Origin of the sequence: Nocardia sp. XZ_19_385 (genome assembly GCF_015355755.1) — a bacterium.
Lineage (GTDB): Bacteria > Actinomycetota > Actinomycetes > Mycobacteriales > Mycobacteriaceae > Nocardia.
In genome coordinates, this window is record NZ_JACVEE010000002.1 from 1,203,377 (window position 1) to 1,226,327 (window position 22,951).

The 22,951-nt window shown below is 67.2% G+C and carries 14 protein-coding genes; 6 read left to right on the forward strand and 8 right to left on the reverse strand.

Features of this window, described 5'->3' with window-relative positions:
* Positions 1-219: 219 nt before the first annotated feature.
* Complete coding sequence (pks13, locus tag IBX22_RS18265) at positions 220-5,526, forward strand: polyketide synthase Pks13 (protein ID WP_194816751.1); 5,307 nt, start codon at positions 220-222, stop codon at positions 5,524-5,526.
* On the forward strand, positions 5,523-7,067 hold the full coding sequence (locus tag IBX22_RS18270) for an acyl-CoA carboxylase subunit beta (RefSeq protein ID WP_194816752.1): 1,545 nt from the start codon (positions 5,523-5,525) through the stop codon (positions 7,065-7,067). Before pks13 ends, IBX22_RS18270 begins: the two co-directional genes overlap by 4 nt.
* Before the next feature lie 61 nt (positions 7,068-7,128).
* Here the strand turns inward: IBX22_RS18270 and IBX22_RS18275 are convergent, their stop codons facing one another.
* Positions 7,129-7,626 carry a peptidylprolyl isomerase gene (locus tag IBX22_RS18275; RefSeq protein ID WP_194816753.1) on the reverse strand — a complete coding sequence of 166 codons (498 nt, stop codon included), beginning with the start codon at positions 7,624-7,626 and terminating at the stop codon, positions 7,129-7,131.
* A 104-nt stretch (positions 7,627-7,730) separates the two neighbouring features.
* On the opposite strand from IBX22_RS18275, the gene IBX22_RS18280 reads away from it, so the two are divergent.
* The gene (locus IBX22_RS18280; RefSeq protein ID WP_375540250.1) at positions 7,731-11,093 is read left to right on the forward strand and encodes an arabinosyltransferase domain-containing protein; all 3,363 of its coding nucleotides are present in this window, start codon (positions 7,731-7,733) and stop codon (positions 11,091-11,093) included.
* 68 nt (positions 11,094-11,161) lie between these two features.
* Here the strand turns inward: IBX22_RS18280 and IBX22_RS18285 are convergent, their stop codons facing one another.
* The 5 genes from IBX22_RS18285 to IBX22_RS18305 all read right to left on the reverse strand — a co-directional run bounded on the left by IBX22_RS18285 (position 11,162) and on the right by IBX22_RS18305 (position 18,717).
* Positions 11,162-11,323: a hypothetical protein gene (locus IBX22_RS18285; protein WP_194816755.1), complete on the reverse strand. Its 162-nt coding sequence runs from the start codon at positions 11,321-11,323 to the stop codon at positions 11,162-11,164.
* A 281-nt stretch (positions 11,324-11,604) separates the two neighbouring features.
* On the reverse strand, positions 11,605-14,997 hold the full coding sequence (locus IBX22_RS18290) for an arabinosyltransferase domain-containing protein (RefSeq protein WP_194816756.1): 3,393 nt from the start codon (positions 14,995-14,997) through the stop codon (positions 11,605-11,607).
* A gap of 44 nt (positions 14,998-15,041) precedes the next feature.
* A complete protein-coding gene (locus tag IBX22_RS18295) occupies positions 15,042-17,042 on the reverse strand; it encodes a galactan 5-O-arabinofuranosyltransferase (protein ID WP_194816757.1) in 2,001 nt (666 codons plus the stop codon).
* 381 nt (positions 17,043-17,423) lie between these two features.
* Positions 17,424-17,918 carry a hypothetical protein gene (locus tag IBX22_RS18300; protein ID WP_228538858.1) on the reverse strand — a complete coding sequence of 165 codons (495 nt, stop codon included), beginning with the start codon at positions 17,916-17,918 and terminating at the stop codon, positions 17,424-17,426.
* On the reverse strand, positions 17,905-18,717 hold the full coding sequence (locus tag IBX22_RS18305) for an alpha/beta fold hydrolase (RefSeq protein WP_228538859.1): 813 nt from the start codon (positions 18,715-18,717) through the stop codon (positions 17,905-17,907). The genes IBX22_RS18300 and IBX22_RS18305 overlap by 14 nt, the downstream gene beginning before the upstream one ends.
* 282 nt (positions 18,718-18,999) lie before the next feature.
* Between IBX22_RS18305 and IBX22_RS18310 the strand changes: the two genes are divergently transcribed.
* From IBX22_RS18310 to IBX22_RS18320, 3 genes are all read left to right on the forward strand, one after another.
* A complete protein-coding gene (locus IBX22_RS18310) occupies positions 19,000-19,710 on the forward strand; it encodes a helix-turn-helix domain-containing protein (RefSeq protein WP_194816758.1) in 711 nt (236 codons plus the stop codon).
* 73 nt (positions 19,711-19,783) lie between these two features.
* Positions 19,784-20,053, forward strand: coding sequence for a helix-turn-helix transcriptional regulator (locus tag IBX22_RS18315; protein WP_194816759.1), 270 nt, complete (start codon positions 19,784-19,786; stop codon positions 20,051-20,053).
* Entirely contained in the window at positions 20,050-20,592 is a 543-nt protein-coding gene (locus IBX22_RS18320) for a hypothetical protein (protein WP_194816760.1), read from the forward strand. Before IBX22_RS18315 ends, IBX22_RS18320 begins: the two co-directional genes overlap by 4 nt.
* Positions 20,593-20,656: 64 nt before the next feature.
* Here IBX22_RS18320 and IBX22_RS18325 read toward each other — a convergent pair whose 3' ends face one another.
* Both IBX22_RS18325 and IBX22_RS18330 read right to left on the reverse strand, forming a co-directional pair.
* Positions 20,657-21,436 carry a decaprenylphospho-beta-D-erythro-pentofuranosid-2-ulose 2-reductase gene (locus IBX22_RS18325; RefSeq protein ID WP_194816761.1) on the reverse strand — a complete coding sequence of 260 codons (780 nt, stop codon included), beginning with the start codon at positions 21,434-21,436 and terminating at the stop codon, positions 20,657-20,659.
* Positions 21,433-22,917: an FAD-binding oxidoreductase gene (locus IBX22_RS18330; protein ID WP_194816762.1), complete on the reverse strand. Its 1,485-nt coding sequence runs from the start codon at positions 22,915-22,917 to the stop codon at positions 21,433-21,435. The genes IBX22_RS18325 and IBX22_RS18330 overlap by 4 nt, the downstream gene beginning before the upstream one ends.
* Between the last annotated feature and the right edge of the window lie 34 nt (positions 22,918-22,951).

Consider the following 22,951-nt stretch of genomic DNA (forward strand, 5'->3'; position numbering starts at 1 on the left):
GCCCGAAGAGGATGAGCCCGGCCGCCGATCGACGACGCTCGGCACCGGCTTCACCCCGCGGGCGCTTTGGGGGTTGGCAGTCGGCGACTCCGGCGGGGCGGGTAAGTAATGTGCTTGGCAAGTCGCTCGTAATCCACGCCCGGGCGACTGCGCGCGGGGTAACAGCCGGGCGTCAATTCGCGGCGCGCCCGGTACGCAGACAGGTAGCTTGAGGAATTGATGGCTGACAACGAGGGCACACCCACCCAGACGACCGACGCCGCCGAAATCCCGGCGGTCCCGGAGACCGCCGCACCTGCCAAGGATGCGGTGAACCCGGATATCTCGGTGGCGGAACTGCGAGAGTGGTTGCGGCGCTGGGTATCCGAGGCGACCGGTCAACCGCTGGAGAACATCACGGTGGATCGGCCGATGGAGGAATTCGGGCTGGCCTCGCGGGACGCGCTCGCGCTCGGTGGTGACATCGAAGAGCTCACCGGTGTGGTGCTCAACGCCACCGTCGTCTATCAGCATCCGACCATCGGCTCGCTGGCCGAGGTTGTCGTCAACGGTGTGCCGGAGTTGCCAGAGGACTCAGTCGCCGACGACGCGTTCTACGCGGGCTACACCCCGGGCGAAGCGCATGACATCGCCATCGTCGGTCTGTCCACGCGTCTGCCCGGCGCAGGCAATACTCCCGAATCGACCTGGGATTTCCTGATCGGCCGTGGCGACGGCATCAGGGAGCTGCCGGAAGGCCGCTGGGAAGAGTTCACCGCGGACCCGGGCGTCAAGCAGATCGTCGAGGAGTCCAACACCCTCGGCGGCTACCTCGATCAGGACGTGATCAAGGGCTTCGACGCGGAGTTCTTCGCGATGTCGCCGGTCGAGGTCGAGCGGGTCGACCCGCAGCAGCGCCTGATGATGGAGCTGACCTGGGAAGCCTTGGAGCACGCCCGGATTCCGGCGAGCGACCTCCGGGGCGAAGCCGTCGGCATGTTCGTCGGCTCGTCCACCAGTGACTTCCAGCTGATCGCCGCGCTCGGCCTCGGTGACATCGACCCGAACGTGCCGATCTCGGCGGAGGCCTACGCCCTGCTGGGCGCGTCCACCGGCATCATCGCCAACCGCGTCTCCTACTTCTTCGACTTCCGCGGCCCGTCGATCACCATCGACACCGCCTGCTCCTCGACCATCGTCGCGGTGCACCAGGCCGTGCGCGCGCTGCGCGACGGCGACGCCGACCTGGCGCTGGCCGGTGGCGTGAACATGATTCTGGCGCCGGTCGCGACCCTCGGATTCGAGAAGAACGGCGCGGTCGCGAAAGACGGTCATATCAAGGCCTTCTCGTCCGACGCCGACGGCATGGTGCGCTCCGAGGGCGCGGGCCTGGTGGTGCTCAAGCGCCTGGCCGACGCCGAGCGCGACGGCGACAATATCCTCGCCGTGATCAAGGGCTCCGCGGTCAACAGCGACGGCCGCTCCAACGGCCTGTTCGCGCCGAACCCGGAGGCGCAGGCCGATGTGCTGCGCCGCGCCTACCGTGACGCGGGCATCAAGCCGTCCACCGTCGACTACATCGAGGCGCACGGCACCGGCACCCCGATCGGCGACCCGATCGAGGCCGAGGCGCTCGGCCGGGTGATCGGCCGCGGCCGCGATGCCGACAAGCCCGCGCTGCTGGGTTCGGCGAAGACCAACTTCGGTCACCTGGAGTCCGGTGCCGGCGCGGCCAGCCTGGCCAAGGTCGTGATGTCGTTCCAGCACAACGTCATTCCGCCGAACCTCGGCTACGCGGGCCCGAGCCCGTTCATCCCGTTCGAGCAGGCGCACCTGAAGGTTGTCGACCAGCCGACCGAGTACCCGCGCTACAGCGGCACCGCCACCGTCGGTATCTCCGGTTTCGGCTTCGGCGGCACCAACGCGCACGTCGTGCTGCAGGAATACAAGCCGACGCCGGTCGTGCCCGCCGCCGAACGCGACGAGGACATCGACGCCGAAGTCTCGAGCACCGATGTGGTGGCCGAGGCCACCGCGATCGCCGCCGACGCCGTGCCGGAGCCGGAATGGACCGATCGGGAGGAGCCGCTGCCGGTCATCCTCGCGGTATCGGGCTATCTGCCCTCGCGCCGCCGCCGGGCCGCACAGGAACTGGCCGACTGGCTCGAAGCCGATGGCAAGGATGTGCCGCTGGAAGACGTGGCTCGGTCCCTCGCCAAGCGCAGCCACTGGCGGTCGCGCGGCGTGGTGATCGCCAAGGACAATGAGGAAGCGGTCGCCGGTTTGCGTGCGATCGCCGCGGGCAAGCCGGGCAACGGGGTCTTCACCGTCGACGCTCCGGCCGCACGGGGTCCGCTGTGGGTGATGGCCGGTTTCGGTGCCCAGCACCGCAAGATGGGCAAGCAGCTCTACACCGAGAACCGGATCTTCCGCGCGACCGTCGACAAGATCGACGAACTCGTCGTCGACGAGGCCGGGTATTCGGTGCGCGAGATGATCCTCGACGATGCCCAGGATTGGGATATCGGCACCGGCCAGGTCGGCACCTTCACCATCCAGGCGGGCTTGGCGGCCATCCTGCGCGCGCACGGCGCGGAGCCGGACGGCGTAGTCGGTCACTCCCAGGGTGAGGTCGCGGGCGCCTACATTTCCGGTGGCCTGCCGCTGGAAGACGCTGTGCGCGTGATCGTTTCGCGCGGCCGGTTGATGGCCGAGGGCGAGCAGATGATCACCGACGACCAGGTGCGCAACATGGCGCTGGTCGAGCTGAGCGCCGAAGACGTCGAGGCGATGCTGCCGGACTTCCCGGAGATCGAGCTCGCGGTGTTCGCCGCGCCCACCAACACCGTGATCGGCGGACCGCCGGATCAGGTGCACGCGATCGTCGCGAAGGTCGAGGAGCAGGGCAAGTTCGCGCGCGTCCTGCAGACCCGCGGCGCCGGCCACACCTCGCAGATGGATGTGCTGCTCGGCGAACTAGCCGCCGAACTGGCCGGTATCGAGCCCACCGCACTGCAGGTCGACCTGTACTCGACCGCGCACAAGAGCGCCGTCTACAAGGCCGGCCACGAGCCGGTGCACAACGAGGACTACTGGGTCACCAATATGCGTGGCTCGGTGTACTTCACCAACGCGATCCGCGCCGCGGTGGACTCCGGCATCACCACATTCCTCGAGCTCGCTCCGAATTCCGTTGCGCTCATGCAGGTTATGGGCACGACGTTCGCGGCGGGTGTGCCCAACGCCGCGCTGATTCCGACCCTGAAGCGCAAGGAAGACGAGTCGGCTGCCGTGATCTCGGCGCTGGCGCAGCTCTACGTCAACGGCCACCGCGTCGACCTGTCGTCGCTGCTGCCCGCCGGTCCCTACGCCGATATTCCGCGAACCACGTTCGTGCGCAAGGAATTCTGGCCCAAGGGCAAGGCGCTCAGCACCGGTTCCGGCAACGCCAAGGTGCCGGGGGCGCACGTGTCGCTGCCCGACGGCCGGCACGTGTGGGAGGTGCAGGCCGCGGCCGTCACCGATCTCGGCGCACTGGTGAACGCGGCTGCCGCGCAGGTGCTTTCGGATGTGCAGGCGGGGGCGTCCTACGCTTACGCGCCCGTTCCGGTGACCGGCACGCTGACCACGACGCTGACTCCGTACCCCGGTGGTGCGGCGGCGCAGGTGCACGCCAAGGAGGGCAACTCCTTCAAGCTGCTGTTCGACGGTGTCGTCACCTCGGGCGCTCCGCTGCCGGAACCCGTTGCGGTGCAGCCGGTTCAGACGGCGACGCCGACCACCGAGGTCGCGGTCGTCGAGAGCTTCGGTGACCGCTGGGATCCGAACGGCAGCCAGAAGCTCGAAGACCGGCTCGCGCTGATCGTCGCCGAGTCCATGGGTTACGCGGTGGAGGACCTCCCGATGGAGATCCCGCTGATGGAGCTCGGGCTGGACTCGCTGATGGCGATGCGCATCAAGAACCGCGTCGAGTACGAATTCGATATCCCGCAGCTGCAGATCCAGGCCGTGCGTGACGCCAACCTGACCGAGGTCGGCAAGGTGCTGCGCTATGCGATCGAGCACCGCGACGAAGTGGCCGCGATCGCCGAGCGGCAGGCCGCGGGCGAAGAGGTGACCATCGACGCGGACTTCGTGAATCAGGCGCGTGCTGCGATGGAGGCGGGCGAGGATCCGGCGGCCATCGCGAAAGCCGCTGCGGTAGAAGCGAAGCAAGATGCGGTCGAGTCCGCGGCTGCGGTGAAGAAGGAAGCGGTCGAGTCCGCTGCTGCGGCGAAGAGGGACGCGGTCGAGTCCGCTGCTGCGGCGAAGAGGGACGCGGTCGAGTCCGCTGCTGCGGCGAAGAAGGAAGCGATCGAGTCCGCGGCGGGTGCACTGGTCGCGGACGCCGCCGTGACGACCGAATCGGCTCCGGTGGCCGGGGACGCTGTCCTCGGCGGCGTGGCCTACGAGGCCGACGAGGACGACGTCCCGCCACGCGACGCCGCCGAGCGCCTGGCCTACGGAACCTGGGCGCTGGTGACCGGCAAGTCCGCGGGCGGCATCTTCAACACCCTGCCGATCCTGGAAGAGGAGGTCGCCGAGAAGATGGCGGCGCGCCTCACTGAGCGGGTGGGTGCGGAAATCACTGTCGACGACGTGCTCGATTGCGAGACCATCGAGGCGCTCGCCGAAATCGTGCGCAACCTGCAGGACAGCGGTGTGGATGTGGATGGTTTCGTGCGCCCGCTGCGCGCTCGGACCGAGGGCTCGAACGCGGTGCCGGTCTTCGTGTTCCACCCGGCCGGTGGCAACACGCTGGTTTACGAACCGCTGTTGAAGAAGCTCCCCGCCGACACCCCCATGTATGGCTTCGAGCGCGTGGACGGCTCCATCGAGGAGCGGGCCCGTGAGTACCTGCCGGAACTGCGCAAGATCCAGGGCGACGGTCCGTACGTGCTGTACGGCTGGTCGTTGGGCGCGGTGCTCGCCCTGCAGGTCGGGCAGTTGCTGCGGGAAGAGGGTGCCGACGTACGCACCATCGGCCTCATCGACCTCGCCCGCACGGTGAAGCCCGAGGACAACAGTCCGGAGGAGCGGGTGCGCCGCATCGAGCGCTACCAGGCCTTCGCCAAGAAGACCTACAACGTGCCGCACGAACTGGATCGTGACCAGCTGGAGGAATTGGCCGCGGCCAGCGACGAAGATCAGTTCAAGATGATCGGTGACCTGGTCAAGCTGAGCGGCGCGAAGATCCCCGGCGGCGTGCTCGAACACCAGCGCACCTCGTGGCTGGAAAACCGTGAGCTGCAGAAGGTTCAGCCGCGCAACTACGACGGCGACGTGGTGCTCTACCTGGCCGACCGCTACCACGACGGCGCGATCGAGTTGGAGCCCCGCTTCGCCGATCGTCTCCCGAACGGCGGCTGGGAGGAGTTCATCCCGAACCTCGAGGTCGTGCACATCCCCGGCGACCACCTGCAGATCGTCGACGAACCGCGCATTGGCAAGATCGGTACCGACCTCGCCGCGAAACTCGCGGAGATCGAGGCGAAGGGAGCCAAGTGAGCACGACTGCCGAGAAGCTCGCCGACCTGCGTCAGCGTTTAGAGCTGGCGCAGGAGCCGACGGGTGAAGCGGGGGTGGCGAAGCGGGCGAAGAAGGGTATCCCCAGCGCCCGCGATCGGATCAACATGCTGTTGGATCCGGGCTCCTTCGTGGAAATCGGTGCGCTCGTGCGCAATCCGAACGACAAGAACGCCCTCTACTCCGACGGCGTGGTCACCGGCCACGGCCTGGTGGACGGGCGTCCGGTCGCTGTCTTCTCGCACGATCAGACCGTGTACGGCGGTTCGGTCGGCGAGATGTTCGGCCGCAAGATCGTCGCCACCATGGAGTTCGCGGCCAAGATCGGTTGCCCGCTGGTGGGCATCAACGACTCCGGCGGCGCCCGCGTGCAGGAGGCTGTCACCTCTTTGCACTGGTACGGCCAATTGGCCAACGCGATGGAGCCGCTGTCCGGGTACATCCCGATGGTCTCGCTGATCCTGGGCAACTGCGCCGGTGGCGCGGTGTACCAGCCGATCTGCACCGATGTCGTGGTCGCCACCGAGGACGCCCACATGTTCGTGACCGGCCCGAAGGTGATTCGCGAGGTCACGGGCGAGGACGTGAGCATCGAAGAACTCGGCGGCGCACGCAGCCAGGCCAGTTACGGCAATATCCATCACGTGGCCGTCGATGAGAAGGCCGCGTTCGAATGGGTGCGGGACTACCTGAGCTATCTGCCGTCGAGCTGCGTGGAGCTGCCCCCGATCGTGAATCCCGGTCTGGAACCGGAGATCACCGACACCGATCTTTCGCTGAACACGCTGGTCCCGGACTCCGACAACGCCGGCTACGACATGCACGAGGTGCTGCTGCGGATCTTCGACGACGGCGCCTTCCACGAAGTCGGCGGGCAGGTCGCGCAGAACATCATCACCGGTTTCTCGCGGGTGGACGGCCGTCCGGTCGGCGTGGTCGCCAACCAGCCCATGCATTACGCGGGTGCACTGGACGCGGCCGCGTCGGACAAGGCGGCGCATTTCATCCGGATGTGCGACGCGTTCGAGATTCCGCTGGTGCTGGTTGTCGACACCCCTGGCTTCATGCCGGGCGTGGAGCAGGAGAAGATCGGCGTCATCAAACGCGGCGGCCGGTTCTTGTTCGCCTACCGGGCGGCCACGGTGCCGAAGGTGACGGTGGTGGTCCGCAAGGCCTACGGCGGCGGCTGGGCCGTAATGGGTTCCAAGGCATTGGGTTCGGATGTGTATCTGGCCTGGCCGACAGCACGGATCGCGGTGATGGGCGCCGAGAGCGCGGTCAGCCTGATGGGCGGCAAACAGATCGAGGCGATGCCGGAAGATCAGCGCGCGGGTATGCGTCAGCAGATGATCGACTTCTACAACGCCACCGTGGCCACCCCCTGGCTGGCGGCCGAACGCGGTTACCTCGACGCGGTCATCGAGCCGTCGGCGACCCGCCTGGAACTGCGCAAGGCCCTGAAGATGTTGCAGGGCAAAAAGGTCGTGAGCTACCCACGCAAACACCACTTGATCCCGATGTAGCCCCGAGATCGGGCCGTACTCCCAAGGGAGACGGCCCGATTCGCGTTTTGCCTGCGAAAGATCAGGCGATGCTGGCGGATTCGATGACGACGTCGTCGGCGGGGACATCCTGGTGCATGCCCGCGGAGCCGGTGGAGACGGCGGCGATCTTGTCGACGACCTCGGTGCCCTCGGCGACCTTGCCGAAGACGGTGTAGCCCCAGCCCGACGGGGTCGGCGCCGAGTGGTTCAGGAAGTCGTTGTCGGAGGTGTTGATGAAGAACTGCGCGGTGGCCGAGTGCGGGTCGTTGGTGCGGGCCATCGCGACGGTGTACTTGTTGTTCTTCAGCCCGTTGTTGGCTTCGTTCTGGATGGGCGCCTGGGTGCCCTTCTGCTTCATGCCCGGTTCGAAGCCGCCACCCTGGATCATGAAGTTCGGGATGACGCGGTGGAAGATGGTGTTGTTGTAGTGGCCGGAATTCACGTAGCTCACGAAGTTCTGCACGGTGCCGGGTGCCTGGGCATCGTCGAGTTCCAGCACGATCGGGCCGTAATTCGTCACGAGATTCACCTTGGTCATACCCCCACCCTGCCAAATACCCGGTCCGTGGTCAGCCACTCGGGTCCTTTTTCGGGGTTTCAGCTATCGGTCGAGGGGGCTTTCGAGCACCACTCCAGCTAGCATTGCCAACCGTGTCAGACGCCGCCACAGCTGTACTCGAACGCCCGGCCCCCGCTCCGGCGGTCGCCGCTAGCGATTTCCGGACCGCGCGCGCGATCGCGCTGATCACGGGCCTGATAGGGGCGTTGCTGGCGCTGGCCACACCGTTTCTTCCGGTCACGCAAACCACGGCGACGCTGACCTGGCCGCAGAGCGGACAGCTCGGCAATGTCACCGCGCCGCTGATGTCGCAGGTGCCGATGGAGTTGACGGCCGCGATTCCGTGTTCGGCGGTGGAGTCGTTGCCGGAGCAGGGCGGCATGCTGCTGGCGACCGCGCCGCCGCAGGGCGATCAGGCGGCGCTGGAAGCGATGTTCGTGCGCGTGTCTACCGACACCGTCGATGTGGTGGACCGCAATGCGGTGGTGGCGTCCGCTCCGCGGTCGGAGATGGGGCAATGCTCCTCGATCCTGATCACCTCGAACAGCGAGAAGACCCGCGCCGAGTTCGCCGGCCTCACCCGCGATGTGGAGAAGCAGGTCGAGGGCGCGGATTCCGTCATCGTGAAGGAGCCGCTGGTCGGTGACCTGCACGGCGATCATCGGCCGCAGATCGTCGGTGTGTTCTCGGATCTGCGTGGCGCGGCGCCCGCCGGTCTGTCCTTCGAAACGACCATCGATACCCGCTTCAGCACGAGCCCCGGCGTGATCAAGCTGGTCGCGATGATCGCGGCGGTCCTGCTGACGCTGATCGCGCTGGGCGCGCTGGCCAAGCTGGACACCAGCGACGGCCGCGGGCATCGGCGTTTCTTCCCGGCGCGGTGGCTGAAGCCGACCTGGGCCGACGGCGCGGTGATCGGCACGCTGCTGGTGTGGCATTTCATCGGCGCCAACACCTCTGACGACGGCTACATCCTGAGCATGGTGCGGGTCGCACCGCACGCCGGATATATGGCCAACTACTTCCGCTGGTACGGCGTCCCGGAGGCGCCGTTCGGCTGGTACTACTACGTGATTCAGGCGTTCGCGGAGATCTCCACCGCCAGCCCGTGGGTCCGGGTGCCCGCGCTGATCTGCGCGATCCTCTGCTGGATGGTGATCAGCCGCGAGGTCGTGCCCCGCCTCGGCCGCGGTGTGCGCAACAGCAAGGTGGCGCTGTGGACCGGCGGCCTGGTGTTCCTCGCGTTCTGGCTGCCCTATGACAACGGCCTGCGCTCGGAGCCGATCGTCGCGCTGGGCGCGCTGCTGACCTGGGTCTCGATCGAACGCGCCATCGCCACCGGGCGGCTGCTGCCCGCGGCGGCCGCGGTGCTCATCGCCGCGTTCACCTTGGCGGCCGCGCCGACGGGTCTGATGTGTGTGGCGGCGCTGCTCGCCGGTATCCGCCCGCTGATCCGGATCGTGGTGCGCAGGCGGCGCGACTTCATGAAGCTCGGCGCCTCGCCCTGGTGGGGTTCGACCCTGCCCTTACTCGCGCCGATCGCGGCGGCGGGCGTGCTCGTGCTGACCGTGGTCTACAGCGACCAGACCTTCTCGGCCATCCAGGAAGCCAACCGGGTGCGGCAGGCGACCGGCCCGAACCTGGCCTGGTACGAGGACTACCTGCGCTACTACTACCTGTTCGTGGAAACGGTGGACGGTTCGCTGCCGCGCCGGTTCGCGTTCCTGACGATGCTGCTGTGCCTGTTCACCACCATGCTGGTGCTGTTGCGCCGCCGTCAGGTGGCGGGCATCGCGAGCGGCCCGACCTGGCGGTTGATGGGCATCGTCTTCGGCACCATCTTCTTCATGATGTTCAACCCGACGAAGTGGACGCACCACTTCGGCGCGTACGCGGGCATCGCCGGATCCCTGGCCGCGGTGACCGCGGTCGCGGTGTCGGCCACCGCGCTGCGGCATCGCAAGAACCGGGCCATCTTCCTGGCCGGGCTGCTGTTCGTGCTCGCGGTGTCGTTCTCCGGCATCAACGGCTACTGGTACGTGTCCAGCTTCGGGGTGCCGTGGTTCGACAAGCGGATCTCGCTGCAGGGCTATCAGGGCAACACTCTGATGCTGCTGCTGTTCGGTCTTGCGCTGGCACTGGTCGCCTGGCACGCGCTGCGTGAGGGCTACGCCAAACCGGAGAGTTCACCGAAGTCCGAGCGCGGTCGCAGGATCCGGAAGTTCGCTGCGATTCCGCTGACCATTGTCGCCGCCGCAATGGTGGCGCTGGAGGTGCTCTCGCTGGTCAAGGGCGCTTACGCGCAGTACCCCGCGTATTCGCTGGCGCGTTCGAACATCGATGCGATCAGCGGTAATTCGTGTGGCCTGGCCAATGACGTGCTGGTGGAAGCTGATCCGAACGCGGGCCGGTTGCAGCCGATCATCGATCCGGCGAACCCGCCGAAGGGCGACGATCCGCTGGCCGGTGTGGCGCCGGTCGGCTTCGATCCCAACGGCGTGCCGGATGACCTGTCCGCCGACAGCGTCGAGGTGAAGCCGGGCACCGGCAACACCTCCACCCAGTCCGTCGGCGCCGCCTTCGCCGAGGGTGAGAGCGCGGGCACCGGCGGCGGTAAGGGCGCGGTCGGTGTGAACGGTTCCAATGTCGCGCTGCCGTTCGGCCTGAATCCGGCGACCACCCCCATCATGGGTAGCTACCAGCCCGGAGTGCAGCAGCCCGCGAAGCTGACCTCCAGCTGGTACGAGCTCGGGCAGCGGTCGGCGGACAAGCCGCTCGTGGTGATCTCCGCCGCGGGCCGCATCATGTCCTTCGACGACACCGGTGACATGAACTACGGCCAGACCTTGATCGTCGAGTACGGCAAGCGCCTGCCCGACGGTTCGGTGGGCAAGCTCGGCGACTACCTGCCGCGCGATATCGGCCCGTTCCCGTCCTGGCGCAACCTGCGGGTGCCGTTGTCGGAGATCCCGGGTGAGGCGGACTCGGTGCGCATCGTCGCCAACGATCCGATCCTGATCGGCGACCAGTGGCTGGCGTTCACGCCGCCGCGCATGCCGAAGCTGGAGTCGCTCAACAACTTCCTGGGTTCCGAGCAGCCGATCCTCGAGGACTGGGCGGTCGGCCTGCAGTTCCCGTGCCAGCAGCCGTTCCTGCACAAGAACGGCGTGGCCCAGGTGCCGAAGTACCGCATCCTGCCGGACCGGCCGCTGGCCATCAGCTCCACCAACACCTGGCAGGCCGAGGAGTTCGGCGGGCCGCTCGGCTTCAGTCAGATGCTGGCCAAGTCGACGACCCTGCCGACCTATCTGAAGGAAGACTGGGCCCGGGACTGGGGTTCGCTGGAACGTTACGACCAGTACCTGCCCGCCACCGCGGCGCAGCTGGAAACCGGCACCGAAACCCGCTGGGGTTTCTGGTCGCCCGGGCTGATGCGGGTCTTCTAGCCCGCCCGTAGCACGAGAAGTAGGCCCGCTGAGCAACTCTCAGCGGGCCTACTTCTGTGAGTGGTGATTTATACCTTCAACATGCGCCGGCCGAGCTCTCGCCGCAGCACCTCTTGCGAGGGCAAGCGCCCGAGAACCCGCAGTACTTCCGGACGCAATTCCGATTGCTCCTCGTCGGTGAGCAGATCGACCAGATCGCGCAGACCCATGTCATCGAACGCCGCTGTCATACTGCACACATTACGTCCCGGACGCGCCTTCGTCTCTATTTCGAATCATCGGTTACGAAGGTGTCATCGGTACGAAACGGGCAGTGCCCCAACCGCTTTCATGATCTTGGAATCGGCCCCCCGGCGTAACCCGGCCGGAATATTGACAAAAAGTAAACGCCGCCCCGGGTGGGGCGGGCGGCAACTGTCAGATATGTCCAGAAAGTGATAGCACGGTCGGTAGCGTGCCGGTAGCCATTTCGCCGCCCCGGCTCGATCGGAGCCGGGGCGACGGGTCCGGATCAGGGGATCCGGATGGGGGTGTCCTTGGAAATACCCCAGCGGTTCACGACGGTGGCGCCGATGGTCGCCGGGTCGGCTGCCGGGTCGTAGGGCGTGAACTGTTCCAGTGCGCCCCAGTCCCGGCCCCAATCCTGGTCCAGATAGGTGGGGATGGTTTCGGCCTGCAGCAGCAGGCTGGTCCAGCCGAGCGGTCCGCCGCCGATGTCGTCCTGCCACGCGTTGGAGGCGTCCGAGCCGACCCGGTCGGGCAGGATGCGCCACTTCGGCACCTCGGCGACGCCGTCGTGGTGATCGAAGGGCTGCTGGCAGGGGAAGGCCAGGCCGACGTGCCAGTCCAGCAGCACCGGGTCCGCGGATCCCACCACGGAATTCAGGGTGGCCAGGCGGGGCAGCCGCGGCGGGGTGACGGCCAGCCATTGCTTCGGGGTGATGTCGTTGTCGACGGCGACCAGGCGCACCGCGTTCACGCCCGCGGGCAGGCGGTCCAGCGGGACGCGCAGGTTCCGCCAGGACGGGTTCGGACCGACATCGATCGGGTCGAGGGAACCGGGCGGCGTCTTGAATTGGCCGTCGGCGTCGCGGGTTCCGTACTCCAGGCGCAGTTCCTGGCCGTAGGTGACCACGCCGTCGGCGTCCACCGACCGGATGCGGCCCGCCACGGTGATGGTGAGCACCTGGTAGGCGGGGTCGTCGCGCATGCTGTCGGTGAGATCCAGGCGGTACCACTGCGAGGTCAGCTTGGCCTGCTCCTGCGCGCCGCTGCTGTAACTACCCATGATCGGCGTGCGCGCCGGATCCAGCCCGAACGGCAAAGCGACTGTGCTGCCGTTGATTCCGGTCTGCTCGGTGGTGCCGCCGCCGGTGCCCGCGCCGGTGGTGTTGCTGGTCTTGTTCTCGTCCTTGCTGATCGAGTTGGCGCCGCCGGAGACGGTCTCCTCCTGATCGGCGGTCAGGTCGGACGCGACTCCGTTCGGGGTGAATCCCTTTGCTTCCGCGGACAATCCGTCGGCGGGGGAGCCGTCGTAGGGCTGCAGCAGCGAGTCCGGTGTATTGGTTTCGACCAGCACCGAGTTCGCCAGGGCGCACGGATCACCTTGCAGCGTCTCGATATTGGACTTGCCGATGGAGTACGCGGGGTACTGGGTGACTGCCGCCTTGGCCAGCGAGGCCACCTCGAACAGCACCAGCAGCGCCGCCGCGATGGTCAGCGGCGCGGACGCGAATCGATCGAAACGCCTGGTGTGGACGGCCGTCTGGTAAGGCGCACGATAGTGCTCCCAGATCGCCCACAGCAGCGCCAGCACCGCGAGGCCCAGGAACAACGTGGAGATGCCCTTGCCCGCCACCAGCGGCGCCTTGTCCCACCACGGCACGCCGTAACTGGAGACGTACCACCAGCCGTTGGAGCCGGTGAAGGTGATCGCCAGCAGGAACAGCACGGCCGCCGCGAACAGCGCCCGGTTGCGCCGGAACCGAATACCCTCGCTGCCCACCGCGACCGCGGCCAGCGCGGCCAGCGAACCGGCCAGGCCGGCGTACACACCGAAATGGTGCGTCCACTTGGTCGGCGTGAACATCATCAGCAGCAGCGAGGCGAACACGATCCCGAGGATCCGTACCGACGGGCCGCGCGCGGTCCCCGGGATTCGGCCCTTGCGAAGTACCTGCAGCACGCAGACCAGCAGTGCCAGCAGCATGATCAGCACGCCGAACCGGCGGGCCAGCGAGCCGTCGGGGGACAGCATCAGCAGCGAATCCCAGCGGGTGCGCTCGTCGAACCAGGCGACGTTCGGGCCGATGATGGTGCGGACGCGGGTCGCCTCCATCACGGTGGCGAGGGTCTGATCGGCGAAAACCACTGCCAGGACCAGGCTTCCGGCGGCGAGGCCGGGTGCGATCAGGGCGGCGTATCGGAAGAAGGTGGTGAGCCGGGAGCTGCTCGCCGGGTCGGCCGAGTCCGCGGCGTACACCTGGGGCATCCCCGAAACCTCGGCCGTATCGGCGATTTCCGAAGCCGGTGCAGCACTTTCGGATTCGTAGGCATCGGCGGCGATCTGCTGCGGGCGCTTGCCGTGGGCGCGCTTGACGATGATCTCCAGGACCGGGCGGGAACCGGCGATCAACGCGGCCACACAGATCAGGCCGGTCGGACCGGCTGCCAGCGAGAACGCGGCGATCAGCACGCCGATCGCCGCGGGCAGCAGTCGGCCGGTGGCGGTGGCCCTTTCGATGGAGCACCAGGTGAGCAGTGCGCCGGCGGCGATCAGCGGTTCGGGGCGCAGGCCGTTGTCGTAGGGGAGCCAGAAGGCGAGAAACACCAGACCGGCGGTCCACAGCGCGATCTTGTGCCGCCGCACCCGCGCGCCGAGGCGGGGGAGCACCTCACGCGAGATCACCAGCCAGCACAAGATTCCGGCGAGCAACGTGGGCAGGCGGATCCACGGGCTGGCGGCGGAGACCTTCGTCATCCAGGACAGCACTTCGTAAGACCAGCCGAACGGCGCCTCGGGGACGCCGAGCCAGCGGTAGTAGTTGGCCATATAGCCCGAGTGCTCGGAGGCGCGGGCCATGTTCAGGATGTAGCCGTCGTCGGAGGTGTTCGCGCCGATGAAGTGCCAGAGCAGCAGCGTGCCGAGCACTACCCCGTCGGCGGGGGTGACCCGCCACCAGTGCGCGGGCAGGAACCGGCGCGCGCGGCGGCCGTCGGAATTGTCGAGCAGATGCAGCGCGATCAGCGCGATCACCGTGAAGATCGCCGCCGCGATCATGGCGGCCAGCTTCAAAGGGCTGGGTGTGGAGGTGAAACGCGAGTCGATGTCGGCGTGCAGATGCGCACCGGTCAGCTGGGACTGGTCGAGCTCGGTGAACACCCCGACCACCTGCGGGCGGATGTCACGGGTGACCGTGTTCTGGAACGGGGTGCCGTCTTCCCGTTTCGCGCCGAGGAATTCGACGGCGGTCCGGGTGTACGTCGCATCGATGTTGATCGAACCGCAGCCCGCGATCTCCGCGACCGGCGCGGACAGCAGCGGCACATCGCGTTGCAGCACCGACAGGTTGCCGTCGGTTATCGAGACCACCAGGCCTTTGGAGGTGGCCTTTCCGGAGCCGACCGGAATCGTCGACAACAACGTCCGCGTCGCGCCCTCAGCAGTTGCGGGACTCTGCAGCACTGAACACGGCAACTCGGCCTGCAACCGCAGCGGCACATAAGACACCAGCGGCGCTTCCACGCTGGTGCTGTTGCCCGCCTGCGGCCAGTCCAGAGTCGCCTTGTCCTGCTCGACCGGTAAGACCGGCGTCAGTAGCGCCAGCACGAATCCGAGTAGCCCGGAGACGAGGGCGATCAGGCGGTAACGGTTGAACGCTGAAGTCGATCGGTCCGCTCGCACGATCGTTCACTCTAACGACCCACTCGGCCGGGCCGCCGTCGCCGCTAGGTCCGCACGGTGACCAAGGTGAAGGGGCCGATGTCGGTGGTGGTGAAGGCCGGGTCTGCGAAGAGGGTCTTCGGGAAGGCGACCTGGTAGCGCTCGACGTTCGGGTCGTTCGGGTAGACGTCGCGGGCCAGGCGCAAGGTGTAGTTGTCGCCGCTGCGGCGGAACAGGAACGCGTCGGGCGCCCGCCACGGGCTCTTCGCCAGCGCGCTGAGCAGCTCGTCGGAGGACTCCAGCCGGCTCCAGTCCTTGATCAGCGCGGCGCGAGCTGGGAAGTCCGCCAACGGATTCGCGTAGTGCGAGGTCAGGGCTTGGAATCCGAAGTAGGGGTAGAAGGCCAGGAAGCTGGTGTCGGCGGTCAGCACCACCGACTGATCACGCGGCCGCCCGGTCTGCGCCAGCAGCGCCGCGTCCACTTCGCGATAGTGCGCCACCGCCGAGGGCGGGCGCTTGTCCGCGCGCACTCCGTCGCCATCGGTATCGGTGTAGGCAGTAATGATTTCGGGCGTCAGCACATGCGGAATGTCCTGTGCGAAGGCCAGCGCGCCCAGCACCGCGAGCGTCGCAGCGACCGGCTTCAACACCGCTGGCTCGTTGACCGCCTGGTACAGCGCCCGCGCACCCTCCACGAACCCGAATGCGCCCGCCGCGGCCAGCAGCACCTTCAGCGGTGCGTCCAACCGGAACGACAGCAGCGTGGTCCCCGCCGCGGTCGCCACCATGGACAGCAGCGTCCACAGATAGATCGCCAGCACGCCGATCCCCAGCGCCTGCGCCCGCCGCGACGACCCGGCCCGCAGCACCAGCCAGATCGTGCCGATCAGGCACAGTCCGCCCTGCAGCGTGAACTCCACCATCGGCAACGGCAGTTCGGCCCCGGCTTCCGGCAGGTAATGCAGCGCCGTCCCGGAACCCGGCAACTTCGTGGTGAGCGTCTCCAGCAGATACGGCAGCCACACGATCGCCGCGATCACCCCGGCGATCACCGCGATCGCGACAAGCCGCAGCAACGGCGGCACCGCCGCCTTCCAGGCCGGACGATCCGCCCCGGCAACGGTATTCGCACCCCGCGGATTGTTGACAGCCCGCTGCGCGCGAATCGCCTGCCAGGCGGCGAGCAAACCCATCAGCGCGACCGCGAACGCCGCGACCAGGAAGTGCAGTGTGTAAAAAGTGGCCGCCATCCCCAGGAACAGGCCTGTGCCGACCACGGCACCCCAGCCCCCGGCCGTCCGCTCCGCACCCGCCGCCTCCGGGCGATGCAGCGCGCCCCACGCCAGCACCAGCGCGGGCGCCAGCAGCATCACGATCACCGCGCTGTAAGCCTCCGGCGCCGCCCAAGTGATCGCCACCGCGGTGGTCGCCGCGGTCACCGCGACCGCCCAATCGGACCGAATCAGCCTGGACCACAACACAAGCGACAACACCGCCGCCACCGCCAGTGACCCGATCGCATACGGCTTGAAGGCTTCCCACCCGTCCATGCCGAGCACGTTCGCGACCCGCCCACCGGCCCAGAACCACCCGGCCGGATAGAACGGCGGCAGATCGACATAGGTCATATCCCGCAGCGCCGCACTGTCGGTCAGCCGCGTCAAATACTCGGTGCGGAACTCCTGATCAACCGAAACCCCGAACAGGTACAGCTTCGTAGCCGCCAGCGGCATCCCCAGCGTCACCGTCACGAACGTCGAAATCCCAGCCCACGACAGCACTTTCGCCACCCACGGCCACTTCCGCGCCCGCAACAGCCAGATCGCCGCGATCAGCAGCACCGCCGCCCCGACCTGCCCCACCGTGGTCAACGCCCGAGTCACATTGGAGGAGTTGAACGCCGGCCACTGCACCAGCGAAAACGCGAAAAGCCCCACCCCCGCGACCACCACAGCGACAACCGCCGCCAGCACCGCTTCCCCCAGCCCCGCCCCGACCTGCCGAACCGCCGACCCCACCCGCCCAGGTGTCGCCGCCGTGCCAGTCTCGGTAACGGTGCTGCTCATAGCCCCTCCGGGTTTCCCTCTGTCGTCTTGCTAGACCGAAAAGCCGTCGCGTCAGCCTAGTGCCCCATGATCACCACCCGCAGTCCGCCACAACCCCCGGCCGTCACTCCTGCGTGCGCGTCGGCTGTACCGCTGCGGGCCGACCGTGCGGCCGCGCGCCCTGCGTAGTTCGGCACTGAGAGTGGTCGCGTACTGGGGAGGTGGAATCGCCTCACACCGCGTGCGTTGTGGTCTCACCTGATCGGGGCAAGCAGCACGAAGGCCCCGAACGATGTTCCGTTCGGGGCCTTCATGTTCCGTCCGCAGGCGCGCTGGGCGGCCGTGGCAGGGGGTCCGGAGTGGACCCCCTGACAAATGGCGGCTGTCCGGGGCGGGATCCCATCAAGCGTTGAGCGCCGCGGTGATCTTGCCGGTGATTTGGGTGGTGACCGGGCTGGGTTCGGCCTTGGCGGTGGCTGCGTCGATTGCGGTGGCGATGATGCTGCGGAAATTTTCGGCCTCGGCCGGATCCAGTTCGCCGAGCAGGTGCACGGATTCGGTCAGGGCCGGCAATACCTGGTCGGCGAGTTCGGCGACGGTTTTGCCGTCGAGCTGGATGTCCTTCGACTTGGCGGCGAGGACGTGACCGACCGTTCCGGTCGCCGAATACAGGGCGGTGGTGCCCGCGGTCGCGGCCTTGTGCGGGGAAGCACTCGCGGCGGCGAGCAACGAGATCGCGCCGTAGGCGGCGGTGCGCAGGGTGGTCTTGTTCTGGTCGGTGAGGGTGATGGACATGGTGTTCTCCTTGAAATTGGTTGGGGTGGAGGGGGTTCGATGGGTCCGGAAGGCGGTCAGGGTCAGGGCTGTGCGGTAGCGGGGCCGGTTAGTTCTGGTCATCGGCGGCGGTGTCGCGGACGGCTGCGGCGACGGCTTTGAAGTCCTTGCGCAGGATGTGGGAGTGGTTGCTCGGAACCTGGGCGTGGATGGTCAGGTTCGGGTTGGCGGCCAAGACGGGGTCGAGTGAGGCGCGGGCGGCGGCCATTTCTTCTTCGCTGCCACCGAGGTTGGAACCCGAGGCCAGGACATACCGCAGCGGGCGGCTGATCTGGTTCAGGGTCGGTGCCATGTCGGCGCAGATCTGGTTGATCTCGATGGCGACGTCGGTGTGCTCGGTGACGTTCATCTTCGCGGCCAACCCGAGGGGGCGGCAGATCGGGAACAGGAACCGCATCTTGTGGAACAGCTTGCGGATGTGTTCGCGGCCTTCCTCGCCGGTGAGCCCGTAGGGCATGGCGCCGTCCACGGCCACCACACCGATGGTGCGGTCGGGGTTGGCCTCGGCCCAGTGCGCGGCCAGGGTCGCGCCGTAGGACCAGCCCACCAGGATCGCCCGCTGCACACCGGCGGCGGCCAGGACCGCGTCGACATCGCGCAGGCACGCTTCGAAGGAGTAGTCGGCCGAGGTCTGGGACTTGCCGCGGGCCCGCTTGTCGTAGGTGATGTGGCGGTAGCCGTCACCGAGTTCGGCGAGCAGCTTCTTCCACGGCTTGGTGTTGGCGTAGGCGCCGTTCATGTAGATCACCGGCACGCCCGCGCCGCCCGTGTCGGTCACCGACAGCGCGGTGTCCTCCACCGCGACCATCCCGGACCAAGCGGTAGCGGTCGAAGCGGTGGGGTTCGCAGTCGTGGTGGTCATTTCAATCTCCTTGCATCAGGGTTTCGATCTCCGAGTTCCCGGCTGTTCGGGAATCTCTGAACAAGGAGAACAGTACGTTGCGTTCATAGAACTGTCAATACGCAATGAAGAAGTATTTATCCAGCTCCACGCCACATTGTTCGAGCATTTGCAATGGCAATGTTGATAAACGCAATGCCGCGACACCTCCAGTCCTTTGCAATGAGATGCGTTTTGCTGCATACTGACCGCGGAAGCGGGCCGCTGAGCTCCGCGTATGTCGACAGCGAAGGATCGGTACCGATGCCCGGAGGCAGGCTCACCAACGAGGACCGTCGGCAGATCGCCGCGGGGCTGGCCGAGGGGCTCGGATACGCCGAAATCGGCCGGCGGCTGGATCGGCCGGCCTCGACCGTCATGCGAGAGGTCACCCGCAACGGCGGACCCGGTGATTACCGGGCCGACCGGGCGCAGAAGGACACCGGCGAGCGCGCCCGCCGCCAGAAGCGGGCGCAGCCGCCGGAGCCGGAACTCCCCGATCCCGGCTACGGGCGTGACCCCCGGGCGGTGCAGGAAATCGCCGACGCGTGGACCGCTCAGCTCGTCGGGCAGGGTCTGCCTCGGATGGAGGCCAGGGTGCTGGCCTGTCTGCACATCACCGACTCCGGCGCACTCACCGCGGGCGAACTCGTGCAGCGGCTGCGGGTCAGCCCGGCGTCGATCTCGCACGCCGTCGCGTGGCTCGAACAGCAGGGCATGCTCAAGCGGGAACGTGTGCCCGGCGGCCGCCGCGAACGCTATGTGCTCGACGACGAGATCTGGCTCCGGAACCTGCTCGCCTCCGTGGAGATGCAGCAAGCCCTCGCTGCCGAATCGCGGCGTGCGGCCGAGATTCTCGGGCCGGACACTCCCGCGGGCACCCGCTTCGAAGACTCCGCCGCACTGCTTATCCACGTGAACGAGGCGCTGCGGCGGGCCACGGAGGAGTGGCGGCAGCGCCTCGCCGAGCGGTAATAACGACCACGTACGACCTGTGGTTTGTGGTAACTACTTGACATGTTGTTGGGTTTTCACAACACTATGTTGTGTGAGCCCAGTCAGACGGGGAGAAACCCTCCCGATCTACAACCGAATCGCGGTGCTGCGGGCCGAACATCGGATGAGCCGCGCGACCCTGGCCGAGGCAGTGAACGTGAACGTGCAGACCATCGGCGCGCTGGAGCGGGGCGATCACTATCCGAGCCTCGATCTCGCCATGCGGATCTGCGATGTCTTCGGCCTGCCGATCGAGGCCGTATTCGCCCGGGCCGAGTTCACCCCGCTGTCGGCCGAGATCTACACGAAAGGACGGCCATGACAACCACGACCCACGGCCTGCTCGACCGCTACCAGGACTACCGCGTCCGCCGCTGGCAGATTCAGGAGCAGCGCCTGTCCGGCATGCTGCCCGGCTGGCGCACCCGGCGCCGCCGCCGCGTGCTGGCGATCACGGTGGTGCTCGCGCTCGCCGTCATGTTCGTCGCCGGCCTGCTGTGCGCCTTCGATGTGCGCTGGGCGGCCCTGGCCCTGCTTCCGGCGGCCCTGATCTTCGTTCCGGTGTGGGGCATGCTGCGGATCGTCTCGCACGTGCACGACACCGCGCCGGCGGCGGCACTCGACGAATTCGAGGTCGCGCAACGCAATACAGCCCGTTCCATCGGCTTGACGGTCACCCAGAGCCTGGTGCTGCCACCGGTGTTCTACCTGATCTTCGTGTCGGCGGTGTTCCCCGACATCAGCACCTTTCAGTCCGCCTACGCGGGCGGTGTCATGGTCCTCGCGACGCTGCTCACCGGCGGCTGCACGCCGGGCCTGATCCTGGCTTGGAACCGGCTCGATCCGGAACCCGAGGCCTGAGCTACCGCTGAAAACGAAACAGCCCGCACACCATTCAGGTGCGCGGGCTGTTCGGCGTTCTACGTCAGAGCGGCAGCTTGCGGAAGACCGGACGCGGGATGTGCCGGATGACCGACATCAGGTAGCGCACCGGGCCGGGCGCCCAGATCAGCTCCTTGCCCTTCTCGGAAGCCGAAACCGCCAGCGCGGCAACCTCTTCCTTGTCCACCGTGAACGGGGCCTCTTTGGCGCCGGTGGCCTTCCAGTGCTCCAGCGTGGTGGTGGTGCGCACCTGGCCGGGCCGGATGACCAGCACGCGCGGCCCATGCGGACGCAACGCCTCGCCGAGACCCAGGTAGAAACCGTCCAGACCGGCCTTGGTGGAGCCGTAGACGAAGTTGGAGCGGCGCACCCGCTCGCCCGCCACCGAGGACATGGCGATGATGCGGCCGTAGCCCTGTGTCTTCATCTTCTCGCCGATCAGCACGCCGACGGAAACCGCCGCGGTGTAGTTGATTCCGGCGATCTGCACGGCCTTGCGCTGGTTCTGCCAGAGTTCCTCGGCGTCGCCGAGCAGGCCGAAGGCGACGATGGCGACGTCGACGTCACCGCTGTCCCAGGCCGCGTCGATGACCTTGGGGTGGCTGTCGGTGTCGAGCGCGTCGAAGTCGATGATGCCGACCTTGCTGGCGCCGGCCGCGTACAGCTGCTCCGAAGCCTTTTCGCGCAGTGGATCATTGGGCAGCATGCCCAGGATGATGTGGGCGGGACCCTTCTTCAGGTATTCCGCGCAGATCGCCAGGCCGATCTCGGAGGACCCGCCGAGCAGCAGAATCGTCTGCGGGTTACCAACGGCATTGATCACTGCAGCTCCAGCCTTCTCGCCATATCGGACATGAAAACGCCTGTGGGGTCGACGGTTCGGCGGACCTTGATCCACTCGTCGATCCGCGGGTACATCTTGTAGAAGGTCTCGGCGGTGGTGCGCGAGTCCTTCGCGGTGTAGAGCCGTCCGCCGAATTCCATGACGCGGCGGTCGAGTTCGGTGACCAGCTCGTTCAGGCCCGGCTTGATCGGGAAGTCCACGCAGATGTTCCAGCCCGGCATCGGGAAGCTCAACGGCGCCTGGTTACCCGGGCCGAACAGCTTGAACACATTCAGCGCCGAGTAGTGCCCGGATGCCTGGATGTCGATGATGATCCGCTTGAACTCTTCGATCGCCTCGGTCGGCACCACGAACTGGTACTGCAGGAAGCCGTTCGAGCCGTAGCCGCGGTTCCACTCCGAGATCATGTCGAGCGGGTGGTAGAACTGCGTCAGATTCTGCACCTTGCCGGTGTAGTTCCCGCCCATGGCGTAGTACGCCTCACCGATGGCCGACAGCGTCAGCTTGTTCATGGTGAAGTTCGGGAAGATGTCCGGCACCGTCATCAGGTGCGGCGCATCGAACTTCAGCGGCTTCTTCTGCAGCCGCTTGGGCAGCTCGTCGAGCTTGGCGAGGCGGCCCCGGGTGATCGTGGCGCGACCCAGCTTCGGCAGCGGGCTGATCACGTCGAACCACGCGCTGGAGTAGGTGTAGTTCGCTTCGCTGCCGTCGCTGTGCGCCGCGATGGTCTCGTCGAGGGTGGCGGTCTTCACACCATCGTTGAGGAAGTACGCGGTCTCCGTCGGCGCCATCTCGATGGTGGCCCGCAGGATGATGCCGGTGAGCCCGTTGCCGCCGACGGTCGCCCAGAACAGCTTGGCGTTGCGCTTGGGCGTGATGTGGTGCACAGATCCATCCGCGGTGAGCAGATCGATCGAGCGCACATGGTTGCCGAAGCTGCCCTCGCTGTGGTGGTTCTTGCCGTGGATATCGGAGGCGATGGCGCCGCCGATCGTCACCTGGCGGGTGCCGGGCAGGACCGGGACCCACAGCCCGAACGGCAAGGCCGCCTTCATGAGCTGGTCCAGGCTGACGCCACCGTCCACATCGACGATGCGGGTATCGCGGTCGATGCGGTGGATGTTGTTCAGCGCGGTCATATCGACGACGAGGCCGCCCGCGTTCTGGGCGTGGTCACCGTAGGAGCGGCCGAGGCCGCGCGCGATGACACCGCGCCGCAGATGTGCGGGCTTGCTGTCGTTGTCCTCCGCCACCATGGCAACAGCCCTGGCGATCACTTCCGGATCGCTGGTGGTGAGCACTTCGGACGAGGTCGGTGCGGTGCGACCCCAACCGGTCAGCGACCGGGTCCGCGTCGGCAACGTGAAGGTCGCGGCAGCGGAAACGCTGTCGTTCTCACTGGCGACGGGACCGCTGTCGGTGGTCGGTGCGGGGGTCGGAGCTTTCGTGGACATCGGCATAGAGGCTACAGGTTCGGCACCGTTAGGCTCAGCG